The organism is Bacillus sp. YBsi01 (assembly GCF_038406745.1).
Lineage (GTDB): Bacteria > Bacillota > Bacilli > Bacillales > Bacillaceae > Bacillus > Bacillus siamensis.
On record NZ_CP151679.1, the window covers coordinates 3,731,928 to 3,749,699 of the forward strand.

19 protein-coding genes and 1 pseudogene are annotated in these 17,772 nt (G+C 47.3%); 8 read left to right on the forward strand and 12 right to left on the reverse strand.

Annotation, left to right across the window (positions count from 1 at the left end):
- Positions 1 to 3: 3 nt before the first annotated feature.
- Together AADZ70_RS18825 and AADZ70_RS18830 are read right to left on the reverse strand one after the other, a co-directional pair.
- Positions 4 to 195 (reverse strand): hypothetical protein, encoded by a 192-nt coding sequence (locus AADZ70_RS18825; RefSeq protein ID WP_342007472.1) that lies wholly within the window; start codon positions 193 to 195, stop codon positions 4 to 6.
- A 729-nt stretch (positions 196 to 924) separates the two neighbouring features.
- A pseudogene (locus AADZ70_RS18830) lies at positions 925 to 2,244 on the reverse strand (bifunctional 2',3'-cyclic-nucleotide 2'-phosphodiesterase/3'-nucleotidase); the annotation flags it as partial.
- Positions 2,245 to 2,464: 220 nt separating this feature from the next.
- On the opposite strand from AADZ70_RS18830, the gene AADZ70_RS18835 reads away from it, so the two are divergent.
- On the forward strand, positions 2,465 to 2,980 hold the full coding sequence (locus AADZ70_RS18835) for a type 1 glutamine amidotransferase domain-containing protein (RefSeq protein ID WP_003155578.1): 516 nt from the start codon (positions 2,465 to 2,467) through the stop codon (positions 2,978 to 2,980).
- Positions 2,981 to 2,999: 19 nt separating this feature from the next.
- On the opposite strand, the gene AADZ70_RS18840 is transcribed toward AADZ70_RS18835, so the two are convergent.
- From AADZ70_RS18840 to AADZ70_RS18860, 5 genes are all read right to left on the reverse strand, one after another.
- Positions 3,000 to 4,031, reverse strand: coding sequence for a LacI family DNA-binding transcriptional regulator (locus tag AADZ70_RS18840; protein ID WP_342007473.1), 1,032 nt, complete (start codon positions 4,029 to 4,031; stop codon positions 3,000 to 3,002).
- A 136-nt stretch (positions 4,032 to 4,167) separates the two neighbouring features.
- Positions 4,168 to 5,052, reverse strand: coding sequence for a shikimate dehydrogenase (locus AADZ70_RS18845; RefSeq protein ID WP_016936770.1), 885 nt, complete (start codon positions 5,050 to 5,052; stop codon positions 4,168 to 4,170).
- A 64-nt stretch (positions 5,053 to 5,116) separates the two neighbouring features.
- Complete coding sequence (gene aroD / locus AADZ70_RS18850; protein ID WP_045925424.1) at positions 5,117 to 5,878, reverse strand: type I 3-dehydroquinate dehydratase; 762 nt, start codon at positions 5,876 to 5,878, stop codon at positions 5,117 to 5,119.
- 27 nt (positions 5,879 to 5,905) lie between these two features.
- Complete coding sequence (locus tag AADZ70_RS18855) at positions 5,906 to 7,099, reverse strand: MFS transporter (RefSeq protein ID WP_016936768.1); 1,194 nt, start codon at positions 7,097 to 7,099, stop codon at positions 5,906 to 5,908.
- A 331-nt stretch (positions 7,100 to 7,430) separates the two neighbouring features.
- Positions 7,431 to 7,646 (reverse strand): DUF1128 domain-containing protein, encoded by a 216-nt coding sequence (locus tag AADZ70_RS18860; RefSeq protein ID WP_003155571.1) that lies wholly within the window; start codon positions 7,644 to 7,646, stop codon positions 7,431 to 7,433.
- Positions 7,647 to 7,801: 155 nt separating this feature from the next.
- On the opposite strand from AADZ70_RS18860, the gene AADZ70_RS18865 reads away from it, so the two are divergent.
- From AADZ70_RS18865 to AADZ70_RS18875, 3 genes are read left to right on the forward strand one after another with little or no spacing between them, the layout of a single operon-like run.
- Positions 7,802 to 8,275, forward strand: coding sequence for a low molecular weight protein-tyrosine-phosphatase (locus AADZ70_RS18865; RefSeq protein WP_342007474.1), 474 nt, complete (start codon positions 7,802 to 7,804; stop codon positions 8,273 to 8,275).
- A 13-nt stretch (positions 8,276 to 8,288) separates the two neighbouring features.
- Entirely contained in the window at positions 8,289 to 8,615 is a 327-nt protein-coding gene (locus AADZ70_RS18870; protein ID WP_016936766.1) for a hypothetical protein, read from the forward strand.
- Between the two features lie 11 nt (positions 8,616 to 8,626).
- Positions 8,627 to 9,466, forward strand: coding sequence for a YihY family inner membrane protein (locus AADZ70_RS18875; protein ID WP_016936765.1), 840 nt, complete (start codon positions 8,627 to 8,629; stop codon positions 9,464 to 9,466).
- A gap of 185 nt (positions 9,467 to 9,651) precedes the next feature.
- On the opposite strand, the gene AADZ70_RS18880 is transcribed toward AADZ70_RS18875, so the two are convergent.
- Positions 9,652 to 10,830, reverse strand: coding sequence for an MFS transporter (locus AADZ70_RS18880; protein WP_016936763.1), 1,179 nt, complete (start codon positions 10,828 to 10,830; stop codon positions 9,652 to 9,654).
- Between the two features lie 158 nt (positions 10,831 to 10,988).
- On the opposite strand from AADZ70_RS18880, the gene cax reads away from it, so the two are divergent.
- The gene (gene cax / locus AADZ70_RS18885) at positions 10,989 to 12,044 is read left to right on the forward strand and encodes a calcium/proton exchanger (RefSeq protein ID WP_016936762.1); all 1,056 of its coding nucleotides are present in this window, start codon (positions 10,989 to 10,991) and stop codon (positions 12,042 to 12,044) included.
- A gap of 70 nt (positions 12,045 to 12,114) precedes the next feature.
- The gene (locus AADZ70_RS18890) at positions 12,115 to 12,909 is read left to right on the forward strand and encodes a YfkD famly protein (protein WP_095242108.1); all 795 of its coding nucleotides are present in this window, start codon (positions 12,115 to 12,117) and stop codon (positions 12,907 to 12,909) included.
- 28 nt (positions 12,910 to 12,937) lie between these two features.
- Here AADZ70_RS18890 and AADZ70_RS18895 read toward each other — a convergent pair whose 3' ends face one another.
- Together AADZ70_RS18895 and yfkAB are read right to left on the reverse strand one after the other, a co-directional pair.
- Positions 12,938 to 13,771, reverse strand: coding sequence for a mechanosensitive ion channel family protein (locus AADZ70_RS18895; protein ID WP_342007475.1), 834 nt, complete (start codon positions 13,769 to 13,771; stop codon positions 12,938 to 12,940).
- 6 nt (positions 13,772 to 13,777) lie between these two features.
- Positions 13,778 to 14,899: a radical SAM/CxCxxxxC motif protein YfkAB gene (yfkAB, locus tag AADZ70_RS18900; RefSeq protein ID WP_095242109.1), complete on the reverse strand. Its 1,122-nt coding sequence runs from the start codon at positions 14,897 to 14,899 to the stop codon at positions 13,778 to 13,780.
- A 145-nt stretch (positions 14,900 to 15,044) separates the two neighbouring features.
- Between yfkAB and AADZ70_RS18905 the strand changes: the two genes are divergently transcribed.
- Both AADZ70_RS18905 and pdaA read left to right on the forward strand, forming a co-directional pair.
- Positions 15,045 to 15,230, forward strand: a complete 186-nt coding sequence (locus AADZ70_RS18905; RefSeq protein WP_003155558.1) for an SE1561 family protein — start codon at positions 15,045 to 15,047, stop codon at positions 15,228 to 15,230.
- A 101-nt stretch (positions 15,231 to 15,331) separates the two neighbouring features.
- Entirely contained in the window at positions 15,332 to 16,123 is a 792-nt protein-coding gene (gene pdaA, locus AADZ70_RS18910; protein ID WP_016936758.1) for a delta-lactam-biosynthetic de-N-acetylase, read from the forward strand.
- A gap of 34 nt (positions 16,124 to 16,157) precedes the next feature.
- On the opposite strand, the gene AADZ70_RS18915 is transcribed toward pdaA, so the two are convergent.
- The gene (locus AADZ70_RS18915) at positions 16,158 to 17,018 is read right to left on the reverse strand and encodes an NAD(P)-dependent oxidoreductase (RefSeq protein ID WP_342007476.1); all 861 of its coding nucleotides are present in this window, start codon (positions 17,016 to 17,018) and stop codon (positions 16,158 to 16,160) included.
- 50 nt (positions 17,019 to 17,068) lie between these two features.
- Positions 17,069 to 17,716, reverse strand: coding sequence for a hypothetical protein (locus AADZ70_RS18920; RefSeq protein ID WP_342007477.1), 648 nt, complete (start codon positions 17,714 to 17,716; stop codon positions 17,069 to 17,071).
- Positions 17,717 to 17,772: the final 56 nt, after the last annotated feature.

Consider the following 17,772-nt stretch of genomic DNA (forward strand, 5'->3'; position numbering starts at 1 on the left):
CCTTCATCTTCTTAAACGTCCACATACAAACATCAAAACTACAACCTCCAACTCGCTATCACACTTATTTCTATCTATATTACTTAATAAAATCACCCTTATCTCAACATCTACCAACAAACTTCTTCTATATCCCTTAACAACCACAAATACCAATTCTAATACCATACCTAACTCCCTTATAATAATCAACACTACTCTTCTCCTACAACATCTCTTTCTTTCCACCTCAAATCTTCCCCCTCTAAACCAAATACCTTAAAATAACCATATCCCTTCCTTTCATTCCATAACATAACATTCATCTAAAACAATCTAAAATCATTCAATAAACACACAAAATACATCCATTAAACACTTATCATCTAAACATAAAAAAACAAAGCTAACTATATTCCAACCACCTCACCCATACAATTCTCTTACAAACAAATATCCACAACATCAACAACCATCTATTCTAATCACCTTGCCAAACCATAAACATCTTTTAATACTAACCTTCAATCAAACTTTCATAATTACATAACTAAACTTATTAATACTCTTAACGTTGTACATCTACACATAAATTATACTCCTACACATCCCACCCACAATAAATATCTTAATTCTACACAAAAACTCTCCCATTTCATCTCCTTAATCCATATCGAAACTTGAATAAAATATGCCCTGCTGACATTATTCAGCCCGATTTCCTACCGCTGGTACAGCATTACTGCACTTGAACCTTGTTGTTCAACCATTAATACCACGCGCACTATTTTTTTCTTTCCTATGTACACCCATCCGTCCCGTAACCCCCCCCCCCCCCCCCCCCCCCCCCCCCCCCCCCCCCAACCCCCCCCACCCCCCCCCCCCCCCCCCCCCCCCCCCCCCCCCCCCCCCCCCCCCCCCCCCCCCCCCCCCCCCCCCCCCCTGCGTATAGTAGTTTGAACCGTTCCGCCCGCCGGCTTTAAACGGAGCGCCCGCCGAGAGGATTGGCAGATCTTTATATTCCGTATCTTTCATCTTATTTTCGGCGTACCATTTTTGCGCATCCGTCACGATTTGAATGGACGGATCATCTTTGACTTGGGCGAAAAAACTGTTGATATCGGCTTTTGTCTGGCCGACGGGTTCTCTGATGTATTTCAGTGTGCTTTCATGCGCTTTTTTGACGGTATTGACGACGGTTTCGTTTTCCGAAGTCACATGGCCGGCAATCGGCTCGATCCTGCCTTTCCCATCTTCCACATGCCATGCGCCGTCTGTTTTTGCAAGCCGGAGGTCGATGACGCCCGCATATTTACCCCAGCTGCTTGACATGACAACGGGGATGCCGTTAATCGTGCCTTTATCGACGTCGAATTGATCAGCGCCTTTGTATTCAGCATCAGGGAACAGACCGTGCTGATGGCCCGATACGATCGCGTCAATTCCGCTGACTTTCGTTGCCAGATCAAAAACGGCATTTTCCGCACGGGAGGACTGTGCTTTTTTTTCGATGCCGCTGTGGGCGAGGGCGATGACGATATCAGCACCTTCAGTTTTCATTTTCGGGACGGTTTTCTTCGCGGATTCCACAATGTCCTCGACTTGAACGCGTCCTTCAAGATTTTTTTTATCCCACGTCATGATTTGGGGAGGGACAAAGCCGATGTAACCGACTTTTAACTGGTGTTTTCCGCCGTTTTCATCCGTAACGGTTTTGTCTTTTATGACATAAGGCGTATAACGGTTTTCACCGCTCAATGTTTTCACATTGGCGTTGACGATCGGATAATCAGCGCCTTTCATCGTCCCGTCCAGAAAATCCAGCCCGTAATTAAATTCATGATTGCCGAGTGTTCCTGCGTCATAGTGCAGACTATTCATCACTTCAATAATCGGATGGGTCTTTGCGCCTGAAATGATATCGTTTTTCTGATATTTTACAGCGTATTCTCCGAGGGGATTCCCTTGAATCAGGTCTCCGTTATCGACAAGCAGCGTATTCGGATTTTCGCTTCTGTGCTTCGCAATGAGCTGAGCCGTTCGGGCCAGCCCGAATTCCGTTGTCGGTTTGTCGCTGTAGTAATCGTAGTCCATCATATTGGCGTGAACGTCAGTTGTCGCTAAAATGCTGAGGTTCACACTGGAGGATTTGTTTTCTTCTGCTTTAATGGGTGTTATTGGGAGGATTAGACTAAGTATCATAACTAGGGGCAGCAGAATACGGAGTGTCTTATTGACGCTGCATCGTCTTTTCTGTATTCTCACCTGTTCTCCACCTTTCAACAAATTTTGTCATGCAGTACCATTGTAAGAATATTTTGTGAAAGTTTATATAGATTTCATGATGATTCTTGTAAAAAGAAGAAAAATGAGGATAATGACCTATGTAAAACGAATGGGCGGCAAATGAGTCTTTTATGTTTGATGTTAGTGTGGCTGGGGTACATGGATTTATGTAGACTTCATCAAGCAGGAGGTAGTAACTATGGGTAAAAAAATTGCAGTTGTATTAACGGATTATTTTGAGGACGTCGAATATACGGAACCTGCGAAAGCTTTTAAAGATGCGGGTCATGAATTAACAGTGATTGAACAGGAAAAAGGAAAAACAGTCAAAGGCAAACAAGGGGAAGCGGAAGTGAAAGTGGATGCGTCCATCGATGATGTGAATCCGAAAGACTTTGACGCATTGCTGATCCCGGGCGGATTCTCACCTGACATGCTGCGTGCGGATGACCGTTTCGTCCAATTTGCCAAAGCATTTATGGATGATAAAAAACCGGTTTTCGCCATCTGTCACGGCCCTCAGCTTCTCATCAACGCGAAAGCATTGGACGGGCGCAAAGCGACAGGGTTTACATCCATCCGTATTGACATGGAAAACGCGGGCGCAAATGTGGTGGATGAAGAAGTCGTCGTCTGTCAGAATCAGCTGGTCACAAGCCGCACACCGGATGACATTCCGGCATTCAACCGCGAATCATTAAAACTGCTTGCATAATAAAAAGCGGAGCGCCGTATCAGGCGTTCCGCTTTTTTTGTGAAGATTCACGAATGACCAGCTCGGGCGCCAGAATAATGCGCTGTTTTTGGTGCTGGGAATTGGTGATTTTATGATGCAGCAATTGAGCCGCTTCTTTTCCCGACTGCCGGGGAAAAGAAGAAACGGTTGTAAGCGGGGGATAAGAAATTTCAGCTTCCGGCACGTTGTCAAAGCCGACAATGTCAATATCTTCGCCCGGGATGAGTCCTGCTTTTCTGATCCCTTGCATGACGCCGAACGCGACCAAATCACTGAAACAGAAAATCGCGGCCGGGCGCTCAGGCCGGCGGAGCAGCTCCATCACTGCCTCATAGCCTGCCTCGCGGGTCGGCGCGCTGTCAATCACAAATTCATTTTTTACTTCAAGATCCGCTTCACGTAGCGCTTTTTTAAAACCTTTCATCCGTTTCGTCCATGTTGATGAGTGCTTCACGCCGCCCAGAAACGCAATCTCCTGGTGCCCTTTCTCAATGAGGTGGCGCACTGCCTTATAGGTGCCTTCCTCATAGTCAGCTCCGACAAAATCACAGTCCGCATCGGCAATCTCCCTGACGGCGAGCACGACCGGAATATCAAGCTGCTCAAGGCGGGAAAGTGTTTCCTCAGCTGCGCCTGAAACCGGGCATAAAATCAATCCGCCGACCCTGTGTTCCAGCATGGTCGAGATCAGCTGCTCCTGCTTGGCGACGGAATCAAAAGTCGTGCCTAAGAGCACTGTTAATCCGACTTCCTCGAGTGTATTCTGCACGCCGATCAGAAACTCTGAGAAAAACGTATTGGAAATGTCAGTGATAATCAATCCTACCGTTGTGGACGTCTGTGATCGTAAATTCGCGGCGACCCGATCATATACGTACCCAAGCTCCCGCATGGATTGAAGCACTTTCTCACGGGTTGCTTCGGAAATTCGCGGATTATTGCGGACGATTAATGAGGCGGTGGATGTTGAGACGCCGGCATGCTCAGCGACCTGCTGCAATGTCACCCGGCGTTTTTTTTGCTGTTTCATACGTCGCATTCCTCACTTGGTTTTTATTCGTTACCTCCATTATAAGCGTTTTGGCGCGTGAGAAGAAAGAGAGAGGGGGAGAAAAAGATAAAGCGCCGGAAGACGGATTGTCCTTCGGCGCTTCTGTCACAATAGATTATTCAAACATCTGCTCTTTAATATACTGAACCGGCATTTCACGGCCTGTCCAATATTCAAACGCCATGGCGCCCTGCCAAAGCATCATGCCGAGGCCGTTAATGGTCTGGCAGCCGGCCGCTTGAGCCTGTTCAAGCAATTTCGACGTAACGGGGTTGTAAACGACGTCTGTCACAATCAAATCCGGACGGAGCATGGATGTGTCTTCAATGACGCTCAAGCCTTCAAGCGGTTTCATGCCGACACCCGTTCCGTTTGTAAAAATATCGCTAGAAGCGATTTCAGCACGCAGCGCATCTTGATCTTCGAGCGGGAAAAGATTCGCTTTACAAGAAGAGCCCTTCATTTCTTCATTGATGATGCGGACATTCTCTTCCGCTTTTTCGAAAAACGCGTCATTGCGGGCGAAAATTGAGATTTCGCCGAGGCCTTCCAATGCGGATTGAATCGCAATCGGAGTAGCGGCTCCGCCGGAACCGACCAGCGTCATTTTTTTGCCTGTGATGTCGATGCCGTGTTCTTTTAAGTTGCGGACGTATCCCATACCGTCAGTGGAGTGTCCGATCAATTTTCCGTTCTCATTCACCACTGTATTCACCGCGCCGGTGAATTTCGCTGAATCCGCGAGTTCATCGAGGTAAGGGAGAATGTTCATCTTGTTCGGCATCGAGACATTGAAACCTCTGACGTTTAAGGCGCGCATTCCCGTCACCACATCTTCAAGCTGTTCATTGCCGACTTCAAATGCGAGGTAAGCGTAGTTCAGCCCTAATTTTTTAAACGCCAGGTTGTGCATCGTCGGAGATAAAGAGTGTCCGATCGGTGTCGCGAATAATCCGATAAGCTGAGTTTTTCCGTTAATCCGTCCTAAATCTTTCTTCATGATGTATTCCTCCGTTAGTCCATTCATTTGTTTTTCATTCCGCTTGAGGGAAGAAAAACGCTGATTACATATTTTTATTTAAAATGCTGAGTACACTTCGCAATTCAGCAACGGGAATCTGTCCGGGCGCAGATGCTTCTTTGCCCGCGCCGAACGTACACGCCGAGCCGAAGACTTCCCCGGCCAGCCGGCTGATCAGGCCCGTTCCCGCCATTGACATCGTGATGATCGGCCGGTCTGCGTATTGTGTTTTCATCGTATGTGTGGCATCCAATAAGACGAAAACATCTTCAGTGCTTTGCGGCATCACCGCGATTTTCGGAATGTGCGCGCCGTACGCCTGCATTTTCCGCAGCCGGGAGATGATTTCTTCTTTTTTTGGTGTCTGATGAAAATCATGATTGGACATGACGACATATACGCCATTGTCTTCAGCAGTTTTCACAATTGATTTGACTTCCGCTTCTCCCGTAAACAATTCAACGTCTACAAGGTCAATGTGTGTTGTTTCGATTACGGTTTTAAGCAATTCAATGTAAAGGCGGACGTCAATAACTTTATTTCCGCCTTCTTTATGGGTTCTGAATGTAAAAAGCAGCGGTGTTGCGCCTGCGGCTTTCCGCACCTTTTCAAGCATGCCTTTTACGGCGTCCGGGCTCTCAACGTGCTCGTATACATCCGCCCGCCACTCAATGATATCCGGGTTAAGCCTGTTGACGGCTTCAATTTCTTCAAGGAGTTCTTTCTCTCGGGCTGCCATCAGCGGCACAATGATCTTCGGAAGTCCTTCGCCGATGACCGTGTTTCTGATTGTAATAGATTGCATGATACGTTCTCTCCCTTTAAAAAATAGTCAGGCTTTCATCACTTGCTTAAAACGGATACCGATAAACAATGCGAGGAGGGCGCTGACGGCCGCAATTCCGATATCAAGCAGAAAAACAGGGGTCAGGCCGGCCGTTTTGGATATCGCTCCCGTTATAAGCGGAATGACAATAAAAGATAAGCTTGATGCTATATTAACAAAAGATGTGATGGTCCCTTTATTTTTAGGGAATAAAACAGCCATAACCGTCATCGCCAATTGCAGAATGCCCGCAGTTGAAAGTCCGATGACGAAGGAACTGATGACCGATACGGCCGGCTGCTGAATGAAAATCAGAGCAAGCAGCGCGATTGCCGCGATCACCGGGTACAGCACCATAACCGTAATCGGCTGAATCACTCTGTTTAACAGCACAGCCAGCAATAACACGGACACAAGCGCCCCGATGCTGTAATAGCTCAACAATTTGACGGCCTGCACTTCGGGCATACCCAAAACGGATTGACCGAACTTAGGAAGCCATACTTGAACGAGCATAAACAGCGCCGTTGATGAAAAGCCTAACAAAATAATGGCAAGGCCTTCGCGCCATATCGACGGCTGTGATCTGAACGTGTCATCAGACGGGGAAGCTTCCGTCCGGCCGCCGTCATCTTTTTGTTTATGATTCGGGAACGGAACTTTCAACAGGAAAAAGCCGTTCAGGAAGAAAATAATGCCGGGCACGAAAAACGTCCATCCGTAAAATAAATGCCTGTCCGCAATAAATGCGATAAAAAACGGAAGCACCGTCGCGCCGATGGATACAAACGCTTTGATTAACACGGTTGCAGAGCTTGCGTTTTTCGGAAATCCTTCAATAAGCGCCGGATATGTGCCGGAATCCAAAAATGAATTGGCGATCCCTGCGAAAATAGCAAAGATAAACGCTTCCGTATAGTTTGTCGAAAGCGGAATTCCGATTAAGAAAATCAGATACAGAAATGCGCCCGCCACGATAAACGGCCGTCTCCCGAATGTATCCGAGAGCTTTCCGGCAAACAGAAGCGAGATCAGCTTCCCGATGCCGATGGCGGAGACCAAATAGCTGACTCCGGCTGCGGATGTATGAAGCTGTTTTGATAATGCTTCCATATTCGATGCGATAATAATATTGATCATGCCCAGCAGGAAATAGTTGATATAAAGACCCGCTGCCATTTTGGTGTATATGTTTTTCATGATGACATCCCCTAATGCGGTTATTAAAGTTAAATTATTTTTTAAATTGATAAACGCACAGAACCATTCCCCTTTATTGAACCACTGCCTTTCTTTAAAAACTGGTTTGATAAAACGGCTGCAGGTATACTTGATTAACACTGATAAGACAGCAAGTATATCGTTCTACTAAATAAAAACAAATTAGCGGCCCGCTCTTTTAGTATATCGTTCTACCAAGTTCACAGTTACTATACGCCTTCTTTTTAATTGTGTCAAACCGATGAACTTTTATTTTTTACTTTTTTAAATCAAAAAAGCCCCGCTGTTTTTCGGCGGGGCTGACACGGGTTTATTTTCTGAGAGAGGCGAGCTCCTCAGCAATGGCCTGCATTTCACTCGGACTGAATGATGCTTTTTTCATGACCATTTGATGAAGGTATGTAAGATCTTCTATTTTTTCATCACTGAAATCTTCCGCTCTGATGACGCCGACATTGAGCATGTTGAGCTTCTGCGAAATGTCTTCAATCATTTTGTTTAACGTTTCTGTTTGTTGGCTCGGCAAATTCATGCATCCTTTCATGACCGTTTTCGTACCCTTTATTCTAACAGAATTCATTTAGAATAAAAGCTTATTTCCACAGCCGCAGAAAAATTGCTAAGATGTTGATAAGGTTTTTGATCCTCAAAATGCGGGGAAAGAATAGGGAGGTTATCGATATGATACATGTGCTGTTTGTCTGTCTGGGAAATATTTGCCGTTCGCCTATGGCAGAGGCGGTATTTTTTGATATGGTGAAGAAAAACGGGCTGAACGGGCAGATTAACATTGATTCAGCGGGAATCGGCGCCTGGCATGCGGGAAATCCGCCGCATGAGGGAACAGATAAGATCCTTAAAGAGAAAGGGATCAGCACAAGCGGCATCACGGCGAGACAGGTCCGTGAGTCTGATCTGACCGATTTTGATTACGTCATTGCGATGGATGCTGAAAATATCGGGCATCTGCGCAGCATGGCCGGTTATAAAAAAGCGGCGCCGCGTATCGCAAGGCTGCTTGATTATGTACCGGAGTCGGATCTTGCGGACGTGCCTGATCCGTATTATACCGGAAATTTCAGCGAAGTGTACGCTCTGATCGAGTCCGGGTGCCGTCATTTGCTGGAGACAATAAAGAAAGACCATCATTTATAAGGGGGATTGACCGATGAAGCAGACACGCATCATGGCAAAAGCGATTCTGATCGGCGCTGCCGCCGGCGGAGCACTTTCTTTATTACATAAGCCGACAAGAGAGGCATGTTTCCGGAACATGGACGCGTGCAGGCGGCGTGCGGCATTTTACCGGAATAATCCCGAAGCCTTGAAACAGGAGGCTTCTGCAAAACTGGATCAAGTGAAAAGCATCGCCAATACCGTATCGGACGATCTGAGTTTTTTAAACGGACAGATCACCAAGCTGAAGCAGACGACGCCGCAGGTCATTGACCTGTTAAAAGAGACGAAGGAGCATTTTTCGAAAAACGATCATTGAGGTGGGATGTCATGAGTTTTATAAAGGAGCTGTTTGCAAGATTTTCTCTGCATGAAGGACAAAGTAAATCGGCGGAGCTGGCGTATTTTTTTCTTCTGTCATTGTTTCCGTTAATGATTTTCATGCTGACGCTCACCGCCTATCTTCCCATATCGGCAGAAGACGTGCTCGGCGCAGTCGATCAATACGCGCCCGACAGCGCAATGTCCATGGTGAAATCCATTACGGAGCAAACGCTGAACAAACGCAGCGGCGGACTTTTGTCATTCGGGATTATCGCCGTCATCTGGTCGGCTTCTAACGGTATGAACGCGATTGTCAGAGCATTTAACCATGCCTACGAAGTCGAGGAAAACCGCTCATTTATCATCATTCGCCTGACCTCAATTTTTTTAACCATCGCGATGGTGGTTACGATTTTAATCGCACTGCTTCTGCCGGTATTCGGCAGAGAAATCGGACTGCTGGCCGCAGATTTTATCGGCGCCCCCGGCTTGTTTTTGCAGGTGTGGTCGGTTGTCCGCTGGGGTATCAGTCCGCTTATCCTTTTAATCGTCTTTACCGCGCTTTACATTTTCGCGCCGAATAAAAGGCTTTCCCTCCGTTTTGTGCTGCCGGGAGCCGTATTTGCGGCAGCCGGCTGGATTATCGTCAGTATGCTGTTCTCATTTTACGTCGGCACCTTTGCCAACTACAGCGCCACATACGGGAGCATCGGGGGAATTATCGTCCTTATGATCTGGTTTTACCTTACGGGAACCCTGCTGATTTTAGGAGGAGAAATCAACGCGCTTTTACATAAACGTAAAAAGCTTCCTGATGAAAATCCGTATCGCGGGAGCAAGCTATAGAGGAACGGATGACGTTCAAGCTGAAAAACGGAGGGGAATCGGCTATGACCAAGCATACGAAAAAAGGCGGAAGCCATAATAAACAAAACTCAAAAAACGGCCCGAAGAATAAAACAAGCGGAAGCGCCAACGGGCAGAACGGATACCACTAGAAAGAAGCCGCCTGGCCTAAATCAGGCGGCTTTTTATGAGGCGGGAAAAGAATGGGATTCGGATGCGGCGCTGTGCTTTGTTTTCCCGAAGACGAGCGCAAGCCAAATACAGACCAGAATCACCGTAATAAAGTAAAACAAATTGGCGCTTTCAAACCGCTGCATATACCAGCCGCCCGCCACCGGCCCGATCATGCTGCCGAGGCTGAACGAAATCCCGCAGAGCAGATTGCCCGCCGGAAGAAGATGGGACGGCAGCAGGTCGCTCATATAGCTGATGCCGAGGGAAAACATACTGCCGACCGCCATCCCTGCCATGAAAAAGCAGCCGCCGATGACAGAAGGCGACGGAAACAATCCGGCCGTCAAAAAGCAAAGGGCACCCGTTAATAAGATGACGAGCAGGACACGTTTTCTCCCGAATCGATCGCTTAATAAACCGAGAGGGAACTGGAATACAATACCTCCGATGGCGAAAGCGGGCAATATCAGCGCGACGGCATCAACGGATATGCCTAAGCGCAGGGCGTACACGGGAAAACTCCCGTTCAGCGCCGTTTCTAAAAAACCGTAGCCGAAAGCCGGGAGAAAAGCGACCCAGCCGAAAAGAAGGGCGCGGTAAAACCGTTTTGCGCTGTTGTCCCCGGATGTTTCATCCGGACCTTGCGCCGGGTACTCGTTACGTAAGGCAAACACAAACAGCCAGGCGGCAAGACTGATACAGCCGGATACGATAAACGGAAGGGACGGACTTGTTTTCACAAGAGGGACCATGAACGGGCCGACAGCGAATCCAAGCCCGAAGGACAGTCCGTACAGCGAAATGTTTCTTCCTCTGTTTTGGGGCGTTGACTTGGAAGTCACCCACGTTTGGGTGGAAAAATGCAGCATATGATCCCCGATTCCGATCAGCAGCCGAAGAAAAAACCATAACCATATGGATTGAAGCCAAATAAAACTGAATAAGCTGATGATGACAAGAAATCCGCCCGCGACCATCAGAGGTTTGAATCCGAGCTTTCTCAGCGGCGCTTCCATAAATGGCGACGCGAGAAGCACGCCGATATACAAGCCTGTTGCGTGAAGGCCGTTTATGGCGGCTGATTCTCCGTTCGTTTCAAAAATGACGGAAATCACCGGCAAAAGCATGCCTTGGGAAAAACCGGAGATGGAAACAAGCAGAACCAAAATAAAGAAGTGCAGTCGTGACATCGCGTATTTTCTCCTTCTTCAGTATCTGTTTTGATCGTACACGGAATTTTCGCGTCCGGCAACCTGAAAATGCCAATTCGGTTTTCTGCGGAAGTGTAATTGAGGGAGTTTTTGAGAAGGATAAAAAAAGACTCATTCGAAAAAGGAGCCAGGCAGATATGAATCGGATTTTTTTCTTTACGGCTGCGGCGGGAGTGCCGCTTTCAGTCATCGGCGGCCTGATGCACTGGCCGTCAGCGGTTTTGTTTATTATTTATTGCTTGACGATTATTGCGCTTGCAAGTTATATGGGGAGAGCGACTGAATCTCTTGCCATTATCGCGGGACCGCGGATCGGCGGTCTGCTGAATGCCACGTTCGGCAATGCGGTAGAGCTGATTATATCGCTATTTGCCTTAAAGGAAGGGCTGACGGGCATCGTACTTGCTTCACTGACCGGTTCGGTGCTCGGCAATCTTCTGCTTGTCGCGGGATTGTCGTTTTTTATCGGCGGTTTGAAATACAAGCGGCAGGAATTCAATATTCATGATGCCCGCCATAATTCAGGCCTGCTGATATTTGCCATTATCGTAGCTTTTGTCATTCCCGAAGTGTTTTCCATGGATATGGGGGAAAAAAGCAAACTTGATTTGAGTGTCGGCATCAGCATCATCATGATCCTTTTATACGTGGCGGCTCTTTATTTCAAGCTCGTCACCCACCGCGGTGTTTATCAGCCGAACCAGCCGGAGGCCAAGGAAGAAGAGGAGCAGCCTGAGTGGTCGGGGAAAAGAGCGACAGCCGTCTTATTTATCGCAACCATTATTGTCGCCTACATATCTGAAAACCTTGTTCATACGTTTCATGCGGTGGCTGAACAGTTTGGCTGGAGCGAATTGTTTATCGGGGTGATTATCGTCGCAATCGTCGGAAATGCCGCAGAGCATGCGTCGGCCATCATTATGGCGTACAAAGACAAAATGGATGTCGCCGTTGAAATCGCGGTCGGCTCGACTTTGCAGATCGCCATGTTTGTAGCCCCGGTTCTTGTGATCTGTTCCATCTTTTTTCCGGTCAATATGCCGCTGGTATTCACATTGCCTGAGCTTGTCGCGATGATATCATCCGTCCTTTTGATGACAATGATTTCAAATGACGGTGATTCGAACTGGTTTGAGGGGGCTACTCTCCTTGCCGCTTATGTCATCATGGCGATCGGATTTTTCCTGCTTTAACCTGTAAAAAATGCGGATAACAACGATTACGGAGGAAAAGACTAAAGGAAAATGCTATAGAAAGAGTGATATGATGAAAAAGCTGTTTCATGCCACATTGATTCTGCTGTTATCCTTTAGTTTTTTTGCAGCGCCGTCTGCCGGTGCAAAGAAACCGTTTAAGGTTCCCAACTCTGTCGTCAGCATTTCCAAGGAAAATACGTATCCGAATGCTTCACAGGACCAGCCGATGCTTCAGCCGAGCAAACTGGCAAAGGAATTGTTAGATACATCAGAGATCAACATCGAAAATCCGCATCTGATAAAGATGCTGAATGAATCCTCGGTTTCCGGTTCACCGCTTGCCATCGGATACCGGGCGACAATATTTCTCGGGAAATGGGCGCTCGGTTATCAATCGAACGAAACGGTCGCCAACTGGGAATATAAAAAAATCAACACGAACAGAGCGGATAACCGGGGCGGGCAGCAAGCCGCGGAAATCTCATACGCCCAAGAACAGCAATACAAAATCAAAGGCGGGCTCACAGCGAAAGTGCCGAACGCAGAAGACGTAAAAAGCATGATGATGCAAAAAGCGATGAAGAAAACAAAACTGCCGCTTGCGTTTGAAACGGTCATCGGCGCCGGGACAAAACGCGATCAGATTTATAAAATTTCTCCGCAGCGGCTCGGCTATTTACATGCCTATGCCCCGGCCGTTAATGAAAAAGGAAAAGTAACATACGGCGAAGTGTATTTGGTGCTGAAAGGCAGCAAGCGGAAACTTGTCGTCAAAAATGTGACCTCGCAAGGAATCGGTGCTTGGATTCCGGTGCAGGATCATGTCACATTCGGTTTTCAAATGACAGCGCAGCCGAGATAAATAAAAAAAGCTGATTCCGGTTTGGGAATCAGCTTTTTTGTGTATGATTCATTTCCTCAAGCAATTGCACATTGTTGTTGTACAGTTCCCGGGCAAGAACGCGTCTCACCGCAAGGCTCGCCGAGAAATATTCTTTGTCTTGAACCATGCCTTTGACGGTAAACTCAATGCCTCTCGTCAATTTGTTCAGGCTCATGATTCCATGCACTTGAAACGGTTCCGTTGCATTGAGAAATTCATCCCGCTTCAGTGAATCGCGAAGCTCATCATTGAGCATGTCACAGGCTTTTTCTAAGACGGCGTATACCCGCTCAGGATCTTCCTTGTAACTGATCACGACAGACTCGGTAATCCTCATAAAATCAATGTTATAGTTTTGAAGCTGTCTCACCTCACCATTTGAAATGGTAAGCAGCTTGCCGGAGAACTCACGGATCTGCATGGAACGGAGTCCGATTTCTTCGACTGTGCCGTTGAACAGATTATTAATCGTCACGTAATCGCCTTTATGCAGCTGGCGTTCGTATATTAAAAAGACACCGGCCAAAATGTCCTTGATTAAAGACTGGGCGCCGAAACCGATGACGATACCGGCAACGCCCGCCCCGGCTAAAATTCTGCCGAAATCATGAACGAATAAAGAAATGACGTAAAAGATAAATCCGATCGTCGCCGTATACTGGGTGATGGATCGGACGAGGCTCTCAATCGTTTTCCCTTTCCGTTCCTCCAAGAAATCTGTGCGTTTAAATAACACCTGTACAAAGCGGTTGATCAGAAAGACACCGGTGTAAAGCACGAGAGCGACGATGATGATCTCAACCACTTTGCTTTTCAAAATATCCGTAATTGTCGTTTCCATCTTCTGTTAACCTCTGGCTTTTCGTAATGAAAAATCTGTCTCCTGATAATAACTGTTTTTGACAAGGACGTTCGGTCCGAGGCATCGGACGTTTGTACAGCGGCAGTTCAGCTCTTTGCTCAGCTTCGTCTGTCTCCACTTGTCATACGCTTCAGGAAGGCTGTCAGTTTTAATATTGCCGAGCGGCGGTGTATCACCGAAATCCGTGACAATGATATTTCCGTCAAAGATGTTGACATTCAAGCGGGAGCGGCCGTCAGGATCGTTTCGCACCGTAACGTTTTTCGCTTCCCGCAGGCGGCGGAGGAGCTTCTGATCTTCTTCATCAGGGCTGCATGCGTAAAACGGGAGCGTACCGAACAGCATCCATGTTTCTTCATCGCGAATATCGAGCAGATGATGAATGGCCTGTCTCATGTCCTTCAGGCTGAGTGATTCAAGCGCGCTGGCGAAATCACTCGGATACATCGGATGGACTTCGTGGCGCTGGCATTTCATTTCTTCCGTAATCTGCCGGTGAATATGTTCAATATGCGGAAGCGTGCGTTTATTCAGCATCGTTTCCGCTGAAACCATTACACCCGCTTCGACCAGCGTGCGGCTGTTTTCAATCATTTTGTCAAAATAGCGCGCCCGCTGTTCAAATGTCGGTTTTTTCTCCATCATCGCAAATCCGATGTCGGCAAAGTCCTCGACCGTTCCCCAGTTGTGGGAAATGTGAAGGACGTCCAAATAAGGAATAATCCGTTCGTAGCGGCCGATATCAAGCGTCAGGTTTGAATTGATCTGTGTGCGCACGCCGCGTTCATGCGCATATTTCAAAAGCGGGACGACATATTCTTTTACCGATTTCAGCGAAAGCATCGGTTCGCCGCCCGTAATGCTGATCGAGCGTAACAGCGGAATTTCTTCAAGCCGCTTTAATAAAAGCTCGATCGGCAGCGCATTCGGGTCTTTCGGCTGGAGCGTGTACCCGACGGCGCAGTGCTCGCATCTCATATTGCACAAGGTCGTCGTTGTAAATTCAACGTTCGTCAGTTTCATATCTCCATACTGGTCGACATCCATGTACGCTTCCCAAGGATCGTACTCCGGTGTGATCGGACGCAGTGCTGTGTTTTGTGTCATGACTATCTAACTCCTTTATAAATGGGCATACTAACGTCTGCCAAGTGTTAATTTTAGACCTGATCTGCCAAGATCGCAAGTAGCGGAACCATTGAAAAACGGCAAAAAATACGCTACCATTATAAAAAATGAATGGAGTGGAAGTATGGGGAATGCAGTAAACAGCAAAGATCAGCAGCTCGATTACTTGAAGAACAGACTCGATATGTTTATGAATGTCATTGATTCATTAGACCCTGAATCAACGGACGTTGAAGATATAGACCGGCTCATCGGCATGCTTGATGATCTGGAAGCGAAATACGAACGCTTCAAAAAGGATTGGGAATAAACCCCGGCAGTCTGCCGGGGTTTTTCTCTTTCCATAATGCGGCTGTATAAAAGGGGTGAGCCTACTGCAAAATAAGGAAAAATGCAGAAGGAGTGCTGGGCATGAAATGGTTTTGTTCAATTTGCTGCATGGCTGTTTTACTTGCGGGAGGCATAAACAGTGCAGAGGCCGTGCCGAATGAACGGATAAACTGGGGATTTAAACGCAGCGTCAATCATCAGCCGCCGGATGCCGGCAGACAGCTGGACAATCTTGTAAAAAAATACGATGCCTTTTATTTAGGCAATACGAAAGAAAAGACCATTTACTTAACGTTTGATAACGGATACGAAAATGGGTATACCCCGAAAGTGCTTGATGTTTTAAAAAAACATCATGTCACAGGCACTTTTTTTGTCACAGGCCATTTTGTGAAAGAGCAGCCTGATTTGATTAAACGGATGTCAAAGGAAGGCCATATTATCGGCAATCATTCTTTTCATCATCCTGATTTGACGACAAAAACGGGCGATCAGATTCAAGATGAACTCGATTCCGTCACGGAAGCTGTTTACAACATTACCGGAAAGCGGGACAATCTGTATCTCCGTCCGCCGCGCGGCGTGTTCAGCGAATATGTCCTGAAAGAAACGAAGCGCCTCGGCTACCAAACCGTTTTCTGGTCCGTCGCATTTGTCGATTGGAAGGTTAACGAGCAGAAAGGGAAAAAATACGCCTATGATCACATGATAAAACAGGCGCATCCCGGCGCGATCTACCTTCTCCACACTGTTTCAAAGGACAATTCAGAAGCTTTGGACGATGCGATTACCGATTTGAAAAAAGAAGGATACACGTTTAAAAGCATCGATGATCTGATGTTTGAGAAAGAAATGAAGCTGCCGCGTCTGTAAAAAACACCTCTCCGTTATAAGGAGAGGTGTTTTGTTATTTCAGACATTTAATCAAAGCGGCCCAATCCAGATCCCCGAAGCCTTGTTCGATCCCGCTTTCAAAATGGCTCTTGGCCAGCTCGGCAAGAGGGAGTTTGGCGGAAACCTGTTCCGCGGCGGTGAGCGCCAGATTGGTATCCTTCAGCCCTAAAGACATCTTGAAACCGGCCGGCTCAAATGCCTGCTCAGCCATAATGGTACCGTAATTTTGATAGACAGGAGAGCCAAAGAGCGCGCTGACGATTTCTAAAAATTGTTTCCGTTCTAAACCGTACTTCTCCATCATTAAGAATGATTCTGATAGCGCCTCCAGCATAGAAACGAGCAAGAAATTGATGCTGATTTTCGCAGCATTGGCGGTCTTTGTTTCTTCACCGACGTCAAATATCTGCTGGCTCAGGCTTTTTAGCAAAGGCTCGGCCTTTTTCTTTGCTTCTGCCGGTCCGGCTGTGATGATGCGAAGCTCGGCCTTCTCAGCGGCATCGGGCCGGCCGAGGACGGGAGCGGCGATAAAGGATTGGCCTCTGCCCGAATGTGCAGCGGAAAGCTGTTCTGACAGCGCCGTACTGATGGTGCTCATTGAAATATGAATGCCGTTTTCAGATAACCCGGCAATAATGCCGTCAGCTCCGAACGTCACGCCTGTTACGGCTTCATCGTCTGACAGCATTGAAAGCACAATGTCCGCATGTTCTGCTGCCTGGCGGGGCGTTTCGGCATATTCAGCCCCTTTTTCCAGCAGATCAGCCGCTTTTTCCTTCGTCCGGTTATATACAGTCAGACTGTATCCGGCTTTCATGATATTTTCGGCGATGGGGTGTCCCATGTTGCCGAGTCCCGCGATGGCGATCTTCATTTGACAGTCCCTCCAATGTAATGTTTTCCGCTATTATACATGCAAAATGTTTATTGTGCTGTGTACAGGCTTGCCACTTTCAGTTCTGGGTCTGATGACCAGCCGGAATCTGATGCGGCTTTCCCCTTATGAAATCCGGTAAACCGCGTCTTGATGATTGTTTTTGAACGGGGCTTTACTGTGAACGTTTTTGATTTGAATGTGACGCCTTTTATGTCCTTAGATAAATCCGGCGTGACAGAAATGGCTTGTTCCCCTTTTCCATAATGATTGATATAAAGTGTGCAGCTCATGCTCGCTCTTTTTCCCTCAATGAAATGGCTGCATTCGCTGCGGTGCTTCAAATATTCGACAGCCTCTTTTTCGGGCGCGAATTGTTTTAAGGAAAAAGCGGCATATTCGGTGGCGGGACTGATACCGGAAGCGGCTCCCATACTGAGAAAGATCAAAAACAGCCCCGCCGCGGGAAGCGTCCGCCTGAACGCGGCGGCACACCAGATTAACGCCGCAAAGTAAAGGACGACCCCGGGAATGACGGAGATATGGGCTCCGTCTTCAGACCAGGGAGAAAAGCCGAGCGATTCAAAGATGTAATCAGACATCGTACAGCCGTTATACAGCGGGGCAATGGAGATGACACAAAAAAGCAGGAGGACAGAAGAAATTGTTTTATGTGAAAGCATGATAACGGCGCACACCTCTTTACGTTTTTTTCCAACATATCATGTTTTCTCAAAAAAAAGAACAGCCGGCA